This window comes from Aureliella helgolandensis (assembly GCF_007752135.1).
GTDB classification, from domain to species: Bacteria; Planctomycetota; Planctomycetia; order Pirellulales; family Pirellulaceae; genus Aureliella; species Aureliella helgolandensis.
The window spans coordinates 4,298,202-4,314,852 of sequence record NZ_CP036298.1 but is presented as its reverse complement, the minus strand read 5'-3'; the positions used below and the strand labels follow the sequence as shown (position 1 = coordinate 4,314,852).

Annotated in this window: 10 protein-coding genes; 7 read left to right on the top strand and 3 right to left on the bottom strand. The window is 55.5% G+C overall.

Annotation, left to right across the window (positions count from 1 at the left end; translation table 11 throughout):
- Window positions 1-15: 15 nt before the first annotated feature.
- The 7 genes from Q31a_RS15295 (at window position 16) to Q31a_RS15265 (ending at window position 11,416) form a co-directional block, all read left to right on the top strand.
- Window positions 16-2,079, top strand: coding sequence for a cytochrome c peroxidase (locus Q31a_RS15295; protein WP_145079518.1), 2,064 nt, complete (start codon window positions 16-18; stop codon window positions 2,077-2,079).
- A 136-nt stretch (window positions 2,080-2,215) separates the two neighbouring features.
- Window positions 2,216-4,819 carry an alpha/beta hydrolase-fold protein gene (locus Q31a_RS15290; protein ID WP_391575297.1) on the top strand — a complete coding sequence of 868 codons (2,604 nt, stop codon included), beginning with the start codon at window positions 2,216-2,218 and terminating at the stop codon, window positions 4,817-4,819.
- Between the two features lie 152 nt (window positions 4,820-4,971).
- On the top strand, window positions 4,972-5,691 hold the full coding sequence (locus Q31a_RS15285) for a hypothetical protein (protein WP_145079515.1): 720 nt from the start codon (window positions 4,972-4,974) through the stop codon (window positions 5,689-5,691).
- 191 nt (window positions 5,692-5,882) lie between these two features.
- Window positions 5,883-6,434: a hypothetical protein gene (locus tag Q31a_RS15280; protein ID WP_145079512.1), complete on the top strand. Its 552-nt coding sequence runs from the start codon at window positions 5,883-5,885 to the stop codon at window positions 6,432-6,434.
- Window positions 6,435-6,478: 44 nt separating this feature from the next.
- A complete protein-coding gene (locus Q31a_RS15275) occupies window positions 6,479-7,450 on the top strand; it encodes a hypothetical protein (protein ID WP_197355302.1) in 972 nt (323 codons plus the stop codon).
- 51 nt (window positions 7,451-7,501) lie between these two features.
- Entirely contained in the window at window positions 7,502-9,352 is a 1,851-nt protein-coding gene (locus Q31a_RS15270; protein ID WP_231690773.1) for an alkaline phosphatase D family protein, read from the top strand.
- A gap of 624 nt (window positions 9,353-9,976) precedes the next feature.
- Entirely contained in the window at window positions 9,977-11,416 is a 1,440-nt protein-coding gene (locus Q31a_RS15265) for a serine hydrolase (protein WP_145079509.1), read from the top strand.
- A gap of 337 nt (window positions 11,417-11,753) precedes the next feature.
- On the opposite strand, the gene Q31a_RS15260 is transcribed toward Q31a_RS15265, so the two are convergent.
- The 3 genes from Q31a_RS15260 to aroH all read right to left on the bottom strand — a co-directional run bounded on the left by Q31a_RS15260 (window position 11,754) and on the right by aroH (window position 16,575).
- A complete protein-coding gene (locus Q31a_RS15260) occupies window positions 11,754-14,678 on the bottom strand; it encodes a hypothetical protein (protein WP_145079506.1) in 2,925 nt (974 codons plus the stop codon).
- A gap of 546 nt (window positions 14,679-15,224) precedes the next feature.
- Window positions 15,225-16,133 carry a hypothetical protein gene (locus Q31a_RS15255; protein WP_145079503.1) on the bottom strand — a complete coding sequence of 303 codons (909 nt, stop codon included), beginning with the start codon at window positions 16,131-16,133 and terminating at the stop codon, window positions 15,225-15,227.
- A gap of 13 nt (window positions 16,134-16,146) precedes the next feature.
- Window positions 16,147-16,575 carry a chorismate mutase gene (aroH, locus tag Q31a_RS15250; protein ID WP_145079500.1) on the bottom strand — a complete coding sequence of 143 codons (429 nt, stop codon included), beginning with the start codon at window positions 16,573-16,575 and terminating at the stop codon, window positions 16,147-16,149.
- Between the last annotated feature and the right edge of the window lie 76 nt (window positions 16,576-16,651).

Sequence of the window (16,651 nt, the reverse complement as noted above, 5' to 3'; positions counted from 1 at the left end):
CCGCAGGAGTATTCTGTGCGTAGCCTAATCTTGTGGTTTTTGATTTGTGGAGAAGGCTTGGTTGTAGCCAATCGAGCAAGGGCACAAGAACCCTATCCTGCCCGTTCCGATTCGGGGGAGTATGCTTCGCTGGTTCCCGAATCCCCTGCGGCGGAAGGCTATAACGCAGCATCCCGATACGCTCGGGGAAAATATCCTGCACGCGAGGGGGGAACCGCCGATCCCATCAATGTGAGCTACGATCCGCGGGGAGAGTATCGTCAGCCGCAGGCCATCGCATTTTTGGAGAGTGCGCCCGCAACGAACGGGGCACCTGCATCAGCCACAGCGGCAACCGCTCCAGCAGAAACCGCGAAAACGGTCCCCCTCCCCTCCCCTGTGCGAGCGCTCATTAGCACGAAATTGAGCGGCCAAGTCTTCGAACTCAACCTGACCACGCTGGCAGTGGAGTCCGTAATCGAAGTCCCCAACAGCCAGTTCACCTCGGTCACACCGATCGATTGCACGACGGTGGCCTTGGCGGATGTGGCCCAAGAGTGCGTAGCCATTTACCGCGAAAGCGATGGGCGTTGGGAAGAAGTTCTGCGTCTGCCCGTTCCGGGAAAACCGAGTCAAGTTCTATACGATGCGGACTTGAACGTCATCTGGGTTACAGGACTATGGTCCCAACGGGTTTACGAGTGGCAATTCTCGAATCAACCAGAGCGCACGGTACCACACGACCTCCGCGCATCCGCCCGCCGAACTCTCGATCTACCCATGTGCGGCGGACAGATGCTGGCGCTGCCCGCTCAGGATGCATTGCTGATTACCGATGCGTTCGGACGTGACTTCGTGATCGTCGATCGTGCGAAGTTTGAGGTCATCAATCACGCCCAACTGTACGAACACAACATTGGACGTCCCCTGCTCGTTGAGGATGGAAACTACGTGTTGTTCCCCCATCAGCTGCTCAACGAGTTTGTTCCCAGTGTGCAGGGAGATATCACTTGGGGTGGACTGATGAGTAACAATTTACGTTGGATCAAGGCCCAACGACTGATCGAGAATGAGGGAGAAGCCATCTATCCGGAAAGCCGCTTTACCCCTTTAGGTCGCTCGGGTAATGGTGCAGGCGATCCCACCATGCTGCGACTGCGCGACGATGGATTGGCGGCAGTGACGCTGGGTGGCATTAACCGTGTGGCGATTGGAGCACCACAGGACACGAGCTGGAAACAGGTTCCGGTTGGTTTACACCCCATCGATTGCCAGTTTACTCCCGACGGCCAGCAGTTGGTGGTCGTGAACGAGTTTAGTGATTCTCTAACGCTCATCGATCTTCAAACTTACGAATCACAGCAAATCATGCTGGGGCCGATTCGTGAGCCCACTCTGGTCGAACGCGGTGAACAGTTGTTCTTCAACTCACGTGTCGCTCACGACGGTTGGATGAGCTGCCACAGTTGCCATAGCCAAGGGCACACCAACGGACAGCTTAATGACAATCTCACCGACAAAACGCTCGGATCCCCCAAGCGAGTCCTCTCCTTGATGGGGCAAGCGGAAACGGCACCCTACAGTTGGGGTGGAAAGATGGAATCGCTGGAAGCGCAGATTGCCCATTCGATTGAATCCACGATGGCCAGTGATTACGAGGTCGTCCCGGCGGACGTGGCTGCACTGGCTGCATTCATCCGCTCTCTGCCAGAGCCCCCGAGCTTGCGAGTGGCCCGCTCCCCCCGGTCCCAGACGCCACGAACCTCTTCTCCAGACTCTGAAGCGGTAGTCACGCCCCAGGGGGCGACGGCCTTCGCGGAAGGGAAGCTGTTGTTCACCGAGTTGGGTTGCAATGCCTGTCATGCAGGCAATCATTACACTTCGCCGGATGTCTATGACGTGGGCTTGGTCGATGAGCACGCGATGCAGTACTTCAATCCGCCCAGTTTGGTCGCAGTCAGCCAACGCCAAAATGCACTGTTCCATGATGGCCGCGCGCGTTCTCTGTGTGATGTGCTGGCCATCGAAGAGCATCAACTGCCAAGAAAGCTTTCCCAGACAGAACTTAAGCACTTGCTCTATTTCCTGGAATCGTTGTAGCTGACATCCGCTTCCGATTAGAATCCTGTGTTGTTCGAACCGCAGTGTCCTAGCCTGCTACTTAGCCTGGGCCTATCCATTCGGACAACTTCCGCATCCCGCCGCTCGCTTGTCCCCCCATCCTCGTAGAGAAATCATGAATCCAATCCTACTTCGAATTGCCATTTGTTGGTGCATGTTTTTTACCTTAGCCGCTGGGCAATCTTTCGGTCAAACCGATGCAGCCAGAGAAACCCATGAGGGGGTGCCACACGGTACTCTGAAATCGGGAGTATTCAAAGACAGCAAAATCTTTCCCGGTACGGAGCGCGATTACAGCGTTTATGTCCCCGCCCAATATTCTGCCGATCAGCCCGCGAGTCTCATGGTTTTCATGGATGGTAAGAACTATGCAAACTTAGATGGCGCGTTCCGCGTCCCCACTGTTATGGACAACCTCATTCACCAGCAAGAGATGCCCGTTACCATTGCCGTTTTTGTCAATCCAGGAACGATTCCCGCAACGCAAGCGAAGGCCCGCAGTCGCAGCAATCGATCGTTCGAATACGATTCACTTGGAAATCGGTATGTAAACTTCATGCTGGAGGAATTTTTGCCTGTGGCGCTCGAGGGGCTAAATGTTTCAAACGCCCCTCAGGATCGTGCCGTATGTGGGATCTCCTCCGGTGGCATTGCCGCCTTCACAGCCGCCTGGGAACGTCCAGATCAGTTTGGAAAGGTGATGAGCCATATCGGTAGCTATACGAATATACGTGGCGGCTGGGAATATCCCGGACTCGTTCGGCAGACACAGAGAGCCCCCAAGCCGATAAAGGTCTATTTGCAAGAAGGGCGTGAGGATCTCAACAATCTACATGGTAATTGGCCACTGGCCAATCAGGATTTAGCTGCCGCGCTGCAGTTTGCAGGCTACAACTATCAGCTCGTTATGACGGCAGGCGGTCACAGCGGACAATGGGGTGGAAAGGAATTCCCAGATGCAATGCGTTGGCTATGGGCCGACGCTGCAGAGTCAACATTGCTTCCACACAATGAGACGCGGCCAGAGTGGGAACCACATCCCGATGCAGTTGTGAGCGATGATGTTCCTCACGGCACCGTAGTTGAGATGCCCGCTTGGGAATCAAAAATTCTTGAGAATACGATTCGAGAATGGTCCGTCTATGTGCCGGCACAGTATTCTGCGGAGCAGCCAGCCGCTTTGATGGTATTTCAAGATGGGCAATCCTTTAGCAACCCCACGCGAAGATGGCGTGTGCCTGTGGTGTTTGACAATCTGATTGCTCGAGGCGACATGCCGCCGACGATCGCTGTGTTCATCGATCCGGGACATGATAAATCCAAACCGCGGCCCAAGAACGGAAAAGTGTCGAATCGCGGGCTGGAGTACGATAGTTTAGGCGATCGCTATGCACGCTTTCTATTAGAAGAGATTCTTCCTGAAATTGGAAAGAATTACAACATTTCCTCTGATCCAGCCATGCATGCAATTGGCGGTTCTAGTTCTGGTGGCATCTGTGCGTTTACGGTTGCCTGGGAACACTCCGACGCATTTCAAAAAGTCTTCTCGAGCGTTGGGAGCTTCACCAATTTGCGAGGTGGCAACATCTACCCGGCACTTGTCCGCAAGACCGAGCCCAAACCAATTCGCGTTTACATGGCGGATACCGGTGGCGATGTTGACAATGCGTTTGGTAGCTGGCCGTGGGCCAATCAACGGATGGCGTCCGCATTGAAATACATGGGATATGATCTGCGCTTCGACTGGGCCGAGGGCTATGCACACAATGCTGATTTCGGGGGCAGCCGATTCCCAGAGGCTATGAAGTGGCTGTGGAGGCATGAAACGCATCGACCGGTGATCGATACGCAGGGGGATCTCAAGGGCGACTTGACGCTGCTGCGTTTGTTAATCCCTGGTGAAGAGTGGCAAGTTGTGGCGGAGAATCTCGGCTTCGCGGACGCTCCGTGTGCAGATGCCGATGGCAATTTTTACTTTTCCGACATGCGGGCACCGGCCGTCTATCGCATCAATGTCGCGGACGGCTCGCGGACGGAATTGGTCGCCGAGTCGGTGAGTGGACTTGAGTTCGGTCCCGATGGCTTGCTTTATGCCTGCCAAGGCGCCAAGCAACAGGTTATTTCAATCGATCCACGTTCTGGCCACATCGACGTGGTCGCGACTGGAGTGATTCCCAACGACTTGGCCGTTAGCTCAGATGGGTTTGTCTATATCACAGAAACAAAATCTCAGCAGATTACCAGAATCAATATTGCAAGCGGCGCGGTCGACGTAGTCGATACGGGCATCGCGCGACCCAACGGAATCACGCTCACCAACGATCAGGGAACGCTGGCCGTATCCGAATATGGTGGCCAACATGTTTGGACATTTCGAGTCAACGAGGGCGGTGTCCTCGATGCGAAGATGCCTACCATGACTTTGCGACGCCCGATCGATCCGGAGGGGAAATTTGATTTCAATCAGCCACCACCCTATCAGGCCGTTGCCCGCGGGGATGGCATGGCAGTGGACCAAGCCGGTCGATATTACGTGACGAGTGCTGTGGGGGTGCAGATTTTTGATCCTACCGGCCGAATGTGTGGAGTCCTGCCGACCCCCGATACGACTCAGCCCTTAACCAGCTGTGTTTTGGCCGGAGATGGACACCATTACCTATACATCACCAATGGGCAGACCATCTTCAAACGCAAATTGCAGATTTCGGAATCCCGCTAGCGCCGTTTCGGTGTTTGGCGTGCACGCGGCATGTCCGCGGACGCCATTGCCGTCACATGCTCCCCGGTGTGCATCTGCAAGCATCCGTTATACTGGTCGGCCGATTGGTGCGCTCACCCTTTGAAATTCACTCTAGCCGATGACAAGAATTGATGACCACACCTTGGGAAATTGAAGCACAATGCGTTGTTGGCCGGAGCCCCGGGGCAGCGGACTCCGATCTCCAACTGCGCGTCGTGCCCGGTGCACCGACTTCATTCGCGCAGTTGGTTCGCGGAGCGGAAGCCGAATGCATTTGGGAGCTGCTGTCGGTCACCCCACTTCCTGAACATTCCTCGAAGACAGAAGAGGTCTATGTGCGGGGAAACGATTTGATTGCACGCTATGCGGAATCCTCTGGTGATCAGTTTGCGTATGGACTCTATTGGCAGTGGTTGGAGCGATCCGCCAAGGTGGATTGGGGACTGGAGCTATGGATGAGCGTTCAGACCGGGTTGCTCGATGCCTCACCTGTATTGGCCGTTTCCTCCAAATCCCTCAGTAGCGGCCAATGGGAAGTTTACCAGCACCGAACGCTGTCTGGGGACTGCTTGCCCGATGCAGCCCCACGCGGACCGGCGGCGATGGTTTGTCGATCGGATGTTGCCACAGCGGTCTGGTTGGTCGAACCCACGGACCAGGTTCACGTGCAATTGCAGAGTCCGTTGGACGCCAACCAGCAGACCTTGCGAGTCTTCGGACACTTCATGGAGAAGGGAGTGATTCGTCGCGCCCGCATGCGGGTGCACTTCGCTGCACGGGTGATGGGCCAAGACGAGATCGCAGAACTCTACCATCAATTTGCCAACAGCCCACTGCCACTGACCGCTTAGCGTCGCCCGGTTTTCGAAGACTGCAGTTCGAAGACTGCAAATCGTACCCTTTGAGTCGGTATCTTGCTTCCGTTCCTGCCAGTGCCAGAAACTTCGGGCGCTGCCCCTTACACTTCGCGTCGAACACTATATCGGTAAGCTGCCACCGTTGATTGATTCTCGGAACCCAACTTGATTAAGTAGGGACAGCCATGCGCATCGCGGCACTTGGATTTGCACTTTTCATCGTTGGCATGGCGGTATTTGCATACACGCTAGTTCCATTGATTAGTGGGGCGGCTCTGGACTCCCAGACCAAGGTCCCCGGTACGGTAACCGCTGAGATTGCTGCGGCGGGGCGGTATTACGTGTGGGACAATCACTGGACGACGTTTGATGGCGAGCGACTCAAATATGCTGCTGACCGGCCGCAAAACGCGATGGTCGTCGTCCGCGACGTTAACGGAGTGGAACTCGAATTTGTTCCCGACGCATCACAGAACTGGAGCATTGGAAACAACGAGAAAACGAGCATTGGCTACGTTGACGTTCCAACGGCGACAACCCTTCAGTTGAATATCGCTGACACAGGCCGCGATAGGATTGTCACAGTATCCAACCGTACGATGAAGCAAGAACTGTGGTCCCGGCTTGGGGGCTTCGCAGTGGCAGTCGCTCTAGGCGCGGTGGGTATACCCATTTGTGTGGTTGGGCTGCTAGTACGTCACCGTTCGTCGAACGCAGCCGTTGGTCCCACAGATTGAATGCCAGATGACGACCAGCAGCAGGCGGTTTGGCTAGGAATACAATGATTGGTTCCAGCAATTTCCCCGATAACGCATCAACCGAGCTAAATGTGAACGCATCGATTCAAGACAAATTGGCGCTCGCTTGTCTTCGGCTAGGAGCGCTTCTTTGTTTTGCCGGATGGACATGGGCCCATTTCTATTGGGAAGGCCCCTATGGTGTGCTACTCTGGCAAGACTCAACCTTCGATCTTGCAACCCGCTTGGGCATCAGTTGGGAAGACTTTGTGGGGACTGGGGCCGACGACGGATTTGTGCAAAGCTGGATCGCCAGAATTTGGTGGCTCTATTTGGGATGCACGCTGCTAACGATTTCCGTTCGCAAGGGAGCTTGGCTTCAAATGTTGGGCCTGGCCGTGGGAAGTGGACTGCTGAGCCTACTCAGTTACGCGGCCTATGTATCGGCGGAGCGGCAACTTCCTATGTTTATTGAACATGGAGGCCAAATGTTAGTGCCGCTGCTGCTCGTGATGGCACTCACCCTAGGGGTTCGACACCGCGTCACGGTTTTCACAGCCATCATCGCCGTCATCATGACCTTTACCGGGCATGGTAGTTATGCTCTAGGATATTGGCCCACGCCTGGAAATTTCTATGCCATGACCACTCTCGTCCTGGGGGTCGAGTATCCAACGGCACAGATCATGTTACGCGTGGCCGGTGTCGCCGATTTTCTGGTTTGCATTGGGATCTGCATTCCCTACACTCGACGGGTGAGCGTCCTCTATGCAACGGTGTGGGGATTCTTGACCTCCATCGCACGGCCACTCGCGGGCATGTCGTGGGGGCTGAACTACTGGGGGGCTGATCAGTATGTCCATGAGGCGGTGCTTCGAGCACCTCATTTCCTCATTCCCTTGTATCTTCTGGTATTATGGTGGCCACAGGAGCTCGACGGCGAGTCGGAGCCGAAAGCTGAAAAGCTCACTGGACTCCGCGACGAGGCGTTGTCGCTGGAAACGCCAGCTAGCTAATGCTCCACCTCATCAATTAAAGACGACTTCAACCGCTCGATAGGCGAACGAATGACTTTGCGAACACTACAAATACATGCCTTGTGCTGTCTAGGCTTGATCCTGGTGGGAACTCCTGTCCTGGCTCAGCAAAACGCACAGCGACGACCCAAGCGAGCTGTTCTGACGATCCCTGAAGTTGCACGCAGCGAAGTGATTTGTTTTGCCCTGTACACGGTGCATGACAAGACGCTCAAGCTAACAGCGCAACTGTATCCGCTCGAAGCGAGCGACTCCAGAACCGTTCGTTTGGAAGTGCAGCGAGATGGCCAGTGGGTTGAAGTTGCTCGTACCACGGTGATTGAGCCTGGATGGACTGCTCCGTTCCGAGTTGAGAACTGGAACGATGCGGAGGCTGCTGCCTACCGGGTCTTGCATGGTACCGAGGCAATGTACGAGGGAGTCATCCGTAAGAATCCAATTGATAAGGACGAAATTGTCGTCGCTGGGTTTACCGGCAATTCGATTCAACCTGCGCATGGTGGAGATATTTCACGCCAGGATCTGATCGACAATGTGCAGCGAGTCGATGCGGACGTGCTCTTTTTCTCGGGAGATCAAGTCTACGATCACAATCTTCATTACGCTGCTTGGTTGAAATTTGGGCGTGATTTCGGGGCCATCATTAAGGACCGTCCCACGCTCTGTCTGCCCGATGACCACGATGTGGGCCAACCGAATTTGTGGGGCGAAAGCGGTAAGATCTCGACGCTCAGTGGCAATGCGGACGGCGGGTATCGTCAGCCGGGAGTCTACGTTCAAGAGGTCGAACGCGCGCAGACGAGCCATTTTCCTGATCCCGTCGATCCACGAAAAGTGGGACAGGGCATTGGCGTCTATTTCACCAACTTGAATTGGGGCAATATTGATTTTGCCATCTTAGAAGATCGCAAATTCAAAACGGGTCCGGCCGGAAGAGTCCCCAAGCAGGGACCACGTCCGGATCATATTCGCAACCCAGAATACAATCCTGCGAGTGTCGATGTGGACGGTGCCATTCTGCTTGGTCAGCGGCAACTCGATTTTCTCGATGACTGGGCTCAAGACTGGCATAATGCCAAGATGAAAGTTGCACTTTCACAAACTATCTTCTGTGGTGGTGCGCACATTCACGGCGACGCCAACGGTCGATTGCATGCCGATATGGATTCCAATGGCTGGCCTCAAACCGGCCGGAATCGTGCGTTGCAGGTACTTCGCAAAGCATTTGCGTTTCATTACGCAGGCGATCAACACTTGGCAACCATCTTTCATCACGGCGTGGACGAGCACCGTGACGCAATCTGGTCGTTTTGCGTTCCTTCGATCGCAAATCTTTATCTGCGTTGGTGGGAACCGCTCGAGCCGGGGCTTAATCGTGAGCCTGGGAGCCCCGCATACACGGGCGATCTCCTCGACGGCTTTGGCAATAAAGTCACCAATTACGCAGCCGCAAATCCAGAGAAACGCCCCGCTGGAAAACTACTGAATACCCGCGCCGCGGGATTTGGCATCGTGCGTTTGAACACCAAGACGCGTCAGATTACCATGGAATGCTGGCCGCGAAACGTGGATGTGACCGATCCGACCGCTAAGCAGTACCCAGGCTGGCCACGTACCATCTCCCAATTTGATAACTACAGTCCGCCGTCTTGGGGCAAATTGGGCGAGTTGACGTTTAATGTCGATTCCCCGGTCGTGCAACTTGTCGATTCCGAGAGTGGCGAGATCTTGTATACGGTTCGAGTCACCGGAAAGTCCTTCGTTCCAGGAGCTCCTCAGGGCAGAGCCTTTCATATTAAAGCGGGTAAGGACTCTCCGCAGGAAATTGTGGTACGAGATGCTCGTGTCGGAAGTGCAAGCCAAACTATCCAATTGAATTAGCTTTGGCAGCCAAGATCGGACTGAACGAATCGGAAGCTCAAGGCGTCGACCATAGACCATTGATCGGGAAGACCTTTCCTTAGACTGAGTCGCCAGGTTTTGATTTCCCCAGCCGTTTGATTTCCCCAGCCGTTTGATTTCCCCAGCCGTTTGATTTCCCCTGACCGTCGCGTAGCGGGAATGCGGCAGCGTGCACGGCCCTTGGGCACGCCTTGCGTTGGGATGCCCAAGAATTATTTGCGACTGGAAATGGATGGGCAGGGGCAATTCGCCGCCTCGTGCTCTTCCAGTCTGAGCGTGAATAGGCAACGGTCTTTTGAGTTCAGAGGACACCGATGGCTGCTTTGCTCAAGTCGGTCCTAACACAGTGTGGTGAGTACGGACTCTCGTTCGGAACGGAAATCGTGCTGGGCTGGCGTCATTCCGTGTAAGGCAAAGTGCTTTCGTGTTACCAATACCGTTGGGCTGCCAGCCTGCTTGCCTGTCCTCTTTCGTTAGTGCTGGACGAGTTTCACCCCACGGTGACGCTCCAGCATATGGTTTACAGCCTCGCTGCTGCCTGCGGTGCGAACACGGTTCCACGCCACTCAACCAAAAAATTTACTTTAGGATCGGAGATTGCCGATGGGACGTTGTTGGCAAATTGTTGTATCAATTGTGGTTGGATCGTCGCTTCTGGCGGCATGCTTTCCTTCCGTGTTGGCCGCGGACGCTCCGACGCAGCAGGCGCTGTCTGCTAAACTTGCAGAGATCTGCCGCAAGCATGACGTACCCGCGATGAGCGTGGCTGTCGTGGATGGCAAGGGGTTGGTGGCCTCCCAGTGTTTCGGAGTTCGCAAACGGGGGACATCGGACCAAGTGGAGCTCTCCGATCGGTTTCCCCTTGGTTCATGCACGAAGTCCATGACGGCGACCGTGTCCGCCGTCTTGGTAGACAGCGGCAAGATCAACTGGGAGACAACCATTGGAGAGGTTTGGCCCAAGGCTACCGATGAATTTATCCACCCCAAACTGCGTGATGTAACGCTTGAGGAACTTCTGTCGCATCAAAGTGGGTTGCCGGGAGATATTTCGGAGATTTCAAGCCAGGCATGGGCAAAGTTTTTCGAAGAAAGCCAATCCCCAGTATTGGAACGGCGCCGCATGCTGACGCTGTTTCTTTCCAAACCACCGACGCAGGCACGGGGGACGTTTGTCTATTCGAATCTGGGATATGCTGTCGCTTCTGCCATGTTGGAAACGCGAGCGCAGGAACCGTTCGAAACCCTGATGGCGAAACATGTTTTTGAACCGCTGGAGATGCCTTCGGCGGACTTTCGGACGCTGAAACTAGCGGAGCAGCTCAAGCCACCTTTGTTATGGGGCCATCGGGCAGAAGGTGGTGCGCCCATGGATCCCAGATTAGCAGGTGCGGAAAACCCGTCGGTCTACGCAGCGGCGGGAACGGTGCACATGTCGATCGAAGATTACGCCAAGTACGCACGCTGGCATTTGGTGGGAAGTCCTTCGCCAGTACTCCGCTCGCAAGGTGCGTTTGACCAACTCCACCAACCAATAGTCGACTATACGCTTCCTGGTTGTAAGTATGGTTGCGGTTGGATTTGTTCAGATACCGCACTCGGTCCCGCACTGACTCACGCGGGGTCCAACACCAACGCGTTCGCGGTGATCTGGGTTTTGCCCGAATCGAATTTCGCCGCTGTCGTCTGTACGAACTCAGGAGAGCCCCAGGCTTTTCCAGCCTGTGACGAATTGATGGCGTATCTCATGAAAGAACTGGCAACCAAGCGAGCTGGGGGCCAGGAAGTCACTCCGGATCGTCTGGTAGGACGCTATCAACTGACGCCCAACTTTATTTTTGACGTCAGTGTCAAAGATGGGCACGTAATGGTTGGCATCACGAACCAACCGACACAGGAGGTCTTCCCAGACTCCCCCACGAAATGGTCGTACCGTGGTGTCGATGCTCAGCTGGAATTTAGTCTTCGAGCCACAGGCCCCGCCTATGCCGTGACGCTCCATCAGAACGGTGCGTCACAAAAGGCCGTTCGCATGCGGAATTGATCGCTCACCAAGTTGCCAAACCAGCACGGCGGCTTATCCCGTACCGCAACACTCCTGCTGACGGGCTGTTGATTTAATAGCAATTGGAATTTGAACGCGGAGGTAGCGTCCTTAATTTCCTTGCAGCGGCAACACCCTGCCTTGCTCGCGCGGCGGCCAACTATATCGACAGCCCAGTGAGCAAGAAACGGTAGTCGTTACCACGGAAGCAATAGTGACGCGACCATCGCAGTTAGACTCAAAATGCAATGCAATCAACCTACCGCTAGCGTTTCCCGCTGCTTTAGCTTCCAACCTGTCTGCCGGTAGCGATTCTCCGTTCAAGGACCGCCTGCAACTAGAACGAACGCTTCTCGGGCTTAGCCTCCGATTCGGTCTTGCCTCCACCAAACAGTTGCATGGGAAGTTGGAAGATATCAAAATTCATGGGAGGGAGCATCGTGGGCGTTTCGTCCGTCGCTGGAGTGCTCGGGAGCGGTGGCATTTCCAATTGAATCGTGCCCACTACGGCTAGGCTGTCCGGTTGTTGCGTGACATGCAATTTGCAGCCGCGGAACCACTCGATCCAAGGCGCGGAATAGCCAGGCGGTGGCGAGGGACGGCCCCTATCGTCGAGTCCACTTTCTTGCCATGCAGAGCTCTCCCACCAGCCTTGCCCGTTGCCCACCGGGATATAGCCATAGGTGCCTCCCAAGGGGCATTGCAGTTTGACGTCCAGCAGGCGTTCGGCCACGCTTAAACAATCTTCCTGCGGAACCTTCAGCTGCGTGTGCAGCTCGTCCAACAGCAAAGTATTGCCCTTCGAAGATGCCCAACCGCGCGAAAACCACTTCTTATTGACCCATTGGGAAATCTGCGTTCCCTGAAGGTTGGCAATGTGAAGTCGCGCCTGGGCCACGTCGGTCGCTTCCATGACAGCCAGTTGCGGAATCGCGCCAGCCAAAATGGATTGGTTGAAGGACAGCAAGCTAAATTGACCGTCTTGCCAACGCCACAATCCGCCAATCATGCGCGAAAAACCGGCGTAGTCGGGACGGGCCAGGGCACCTGCGAGCGGGATGCGATCGATCAAACCCGGCTTGGGCCATGCGCCGATGTAGGCAGGGGCGGCGCGGAGGGCCATTACGGTTTTGATCAAGCCCTGCACATCTTCGGGATCTGGGGGCAGCATGTCTTTGAGCCCAGCAAACAAATGATAGTCCTCTGCGGCTTGAGCCAACCCGGCATCTCCGCGTACGTGGACTTGTACCGAAGCCACGTCGTCTCGGGGCAACTGGATCTCGATGGGGGTGGGCGGCCCAAGCTGCTGAGCGACCCAGCCATATTTCTGGGCATCGAAGGGTGCTACGTAGCCTTCGAAAGCGACTGTCTCGTAGGGTGTTGCTGGATCTTTGAAGCGTCGCAAGCCCAGCAACATGGGATCCATGTGTTTCCACTGCTGCTGGTAGAAGTCGACGAGTCTTTCGTAGGAGCGGGCCTCTTCGGCAGTCACACCATGCAAGGGAACGTCGGCGATCGGCAAGAAACTGCCACGCGCGCCACGCAGCGAATCAACCCATTTGTCCCCCAAGCGGATCGTTTGTGCGCCGTCAGCCCGTGGTCCCACCATGCCTGGCAGGAATCCCGCTTGCTGCAATTCAGGCAGAGAGTTCGATTCGATCCCTTCTGCCAACGCCGCTTGGGAAGCTACCTCAGCCACTTCCAAGTGCGCAATGGCCTCCAGGCGGCGGCGAAGCTCGATTTGGTATTGAGGGCTGACGAGGTGGTGGAAGAATTCGGGCGAGAAGTAGCCGAATACGCTGTAATCGTTCTCTACGGGCATCCAGGCGCGGGCCCAACGGAAGCCAAGGGTCTGGGAGAGCGCCGGCGCCCCTTGCCCAACTTCGATAAAGCGACGCGCCAGTGTTTCACTGGTGGTGATGAACAGGTATTCTCCGTCCACCACAAGAAACGAGCGAATCCGATTGTCTGGCGTTCGTAGCAGCGATACGTCGTGCCCAGCGATCGTCAGCTTGGCGAGCGTCGCACCCTCGGTATTCGCAGCGGCAGCCTGTCGATCCCGCTCCATAGAGCCCTTGAGCAAGCCGATGTTGTTCGACTGCATGATGACTCCCAGAGTGGCACCTTCTTTCATGTACATGTCGCTCCCGACAATGGCCATGTCCGCAATGATCTTATCGCCAAACATTTTGGCGACGGTGGTCATCTTGGTAGCCAACATACGCTCCATGCGGGCATTGGCACCGTAGTTGAATCCACGCAACAGCACCGCTTGGGCAAGGTCGCCACCGAAACGGGCGGTCAAGTCTTGGAACCAAACGTAGTTCGCGAACGAACCGAACCGCAGGTACAGGCACTCTGGCGGGACGCGCGCTGCGATCGCTTCAACGCTGACTGGGCGATCCAGTTCTGGCAAATTGTGGACCGTCCACTGCGGCTCGACGGGGACGGGCAACGTTGCTTCCCCAACGCTGAGAGCCCCAGGAGTGAGCACCTGTTCTAAGATCTCCTCCCTCAGCGGCTCGATCGCACTCAGTAAAGCCAACGTTTGCATCGGTTGCGAAGTGGTGGCTTGATCGGGATCGGGTGGATCGAGGTCGACCGCAGGAAGTCCAAAACGCTCGCTCAGCATGGCGACTAGGTAGCGATGCACCAGCTTGGGGAAGTCGTCTCCCAAAACGGCTTGTTGGGCTTTGGCGGCATAGGCATCCCACCACCAGCCCAACAATTTCCGATGAGCCTCTAGGTCAGGTGTCGAGGGGGTGATCCGCAACTGCCGCTGGATGTCACCACCAATTGTCAGATCTATTGGCCCTTCACCGTGGTAGAGGGCAGTGATCGAGATGGCCACCGGCACTTGGCGTTTCTTAGGAGCACCGCGTATGGCGGACCGCAAGCGATCGATCAATCCCCCAGGTCGTCGCACATTGAACTGAGCGGCTGGTGCCTCCTCGGTGATCTCAACCGTACGCACATTGACAACTGGGTAGAATACGCGGCCCTCGGTGTCGTTCACCAGCACTCGCGGAATCTGATCTCCGCCGTTGGTGGGCAGAGGGATTTCAGCAAACAAGACCCCCATGGGCAGACCATTGATCGCGATGGGAGCAATGGGCTGCAGCGCGTTTTCAGTACTCCCCACCGCAGGATTGGTTCGCGTCTGAGCCGATGGCGGTGGATTCTGGAATGCGGCGGACTGCTGGGCGAGCCCAGCCTGAACCAGTAAGAACATGACTGCTAAGACGTATCCGATACGTTGCATGCGTGCGTCGCCTCGAGAGCGTAGTGGAACGGGACGGTAGACTTGGGGGAAGCGGGCAACCGTACCCATGCCCCATGCCGAGTTTATAAGGGGTACCGGCTGGTCGAAATAGTAACCCGCTGCGTGACGGGCTGTTGAAATAGTAACCCGCCGCGTGAGCAAGGAAAGATAACCTCCGCTGCCAGGCAATTAGGGATGTTAGCTCCGCATTAAAAACACAAATTGCTATTAAATCAACAGCCCGGTGAGCAAGGAAAGGTGATTGCCGCTACAGGCCAATTAGGAAGACTACCTATACAGTAAAACTGAAATCGCGATGAAATCGACAAGACGTTACGCGGCGAGTTGCAAAACCGACAAGCCGCGTGAACATGCCTCAAGGGACTGTTATGCGGTCGCGCAGACGCCAAAAGGTGTTCGATCGGACGAATGATGGCCGCAAGTTTTCAGCCAGCCGTCTTTAGCCAGCCGCGAAAGACTACATGCTATTGTAGAGACCTGAATGATACGGGCGGAGGGGACTGCGGGAAAGCCGCAAGGGTTCCTCTAGACATTCGAGGGCTGAGTGTCGGAGGGGGCAATCGAATCCAGCAGACGGGATAGGGCGCCCAGAGCAATGCGCCACTCGGGACGGTCCACATCGTAGGTTTCCCACCAGGTTGTCAGGATCTGGATTATTGCGTCCACATCGTATCCGGCTGGCGCGACACGCCATTGCACGAGAGCCTTTCTCAGGGATTGTGTCGAATAGTGTCCCATTTCAAGGTAGTCTGCAGCCATCAATGCGGCTGGTAGCATGGCCAGCCCGGCCAGCAGGTTTAGTCGGCGTCGATTGACCAAATCCACATACACAGAACGTTCAAAATCGAGTTGAGCCAACATCCAGGCGATGCGCAATATTTCGGGCAATTCCGGATCGTCATCGGTCAAAAGTGCTTCAGTGTGCACGCGATTGGTGCGAAAATGGACGTAGCCGGCCCCCGATAGAATGGGTTGTACCAGAAGAATGCGCGCCGACTCCACGATCAAATCAGGTACGGTGAATCGACCAATGGTATGCAGTAGGCCTGGACCTCGCGCATCCCACTGCAGTTTGAGCGGGCCGGTGCGCACTCGCATTTCCTCGGGATTTTTGGGAAACGCCTGTCGGAAGTCGACCAATACCCGCCTCAGTGCGTGTTCCAGCAGGTTTAGATTGGGGTCGGTGTCGCAACCACATTTGCGGCAGAACCGGGCCACAAAATCGGGAATGCCCTCCTCGTCTGGCGCTAGGCACAGCAACTCTTCCCAAGCGAGATCCCGCTGCACTCTCATCGATGTGAGGGTAGACTTCAGCTCCTGAGCGGCATTCTTGAGGGCCATCGCCCGAGGATTGAACGGCCCATCTGTCGTTGCTAAACACCATGTCGCGTGCAAGGCACTCATGGTGGGATGGCTTCCCCATTGCAATTCCATTGTCACACTTTAGCTAGTTCTTAGACAGGTTTTGAGCGATCCATCCCTCGAGTTCTTCCCAGTCGACCGGGGGAACTTTGGAAAGATCGGGTCGTAGTTTCACCGCGTCGTGAATGTAAACATGGTGAATTTGTTGCTGAGTTTTGGTGGTATTCCAATGAACCAGGACTCGAATGCACATCGGCAACGAACCTGGGACTTGAATTTCGTACCCACACAGCAAGGGGACTTCGTACCATCCCAACTGTCGTGCCGCCAGCGCGGGAAACTCAGCGTCCAGGTCTTTGGTGACCGTAAACACGGCGCTGCAGATATCGGACACTTCCATTTCATTGTGGCGCATCACCAAGGCCAGCATTTGCCGTGTCGCTAGCAAGATATCATCGCGAGAATTGGCTTGGACCGTCGTCGCTCCTCGAACGCCCCGGCAGCATAAGTTCATGGTTACCTACGATCTTTGAAAGGTTGGCTCTGATAATGATGGCTTTGAAACCGCAGCAGCGAAAAAATCGATTCTC

Bases quoted from the DNA above. Each gene is read 5' to 3' on its own strand.
- Q31a_RS15290 (WP_391575297.1), top strand. From the start codon at position 2,216: ATGAATCCAATCCTACTTCGAATTGCCATTTGTTGGTGCATGTTTTTT.
- Q31a_RS15285 (WP_145079515.1), top strand. From the start codon at position 4,972: ATGACCACACCTTGGGAAATTGAAGCACAATGCGTTGTTGGCCGGAGC.
- Q31a_RS15280 (WP_145079512.1), top strand. From the start codon at position 5,883: ATGCGCATCGCGGCACTTGGATTTGCACTTTTCATCGTTGGCATGGCG.
- Q31a_RS15275 (WP_197355302.1), top strand. From the start codon at position 6,479: ATGATTGGTTCCAGCAATTTCCCCGATAACGCATCAACCGAGCTAAAT.
- Q31a_RS15270 (WP_231690773.1), top strand. From the start codon at position 7,502: ATGACTTTGCGAACACTACAAATACATGCCTTGTGCTGTCTAGGCTTG.
- Q31a_RS15265 (WP_145079509.1), top strand. From the start codon at position 9,977: ATGGGACGTTGTTGGCAAATTGTTGTATCAATTGTGGTTGGATCGTCG.
- Q31a_RS15260 (WP_145079506.1), bottom strand. From the start codon at position 14,678: ATGCAACGTATCGGATACGTCTTAGCAGTCATGTTCTTACTGGTTCAG.
- Q31a_RS15255 (WP_145079503.1), bottom strand. From the start codon at position 16,133: ATGGAATTGCAATGGGGAAGCCATCCCACCATGAGTGCCTTGCACGCG.
- aroH (WP_145079500.1), bottom strand. From the start codon at position 16,575: ATGAACTTATGCTGCCGGGGCGTTCGAGGAGCGACGACGGTCCAAGCC.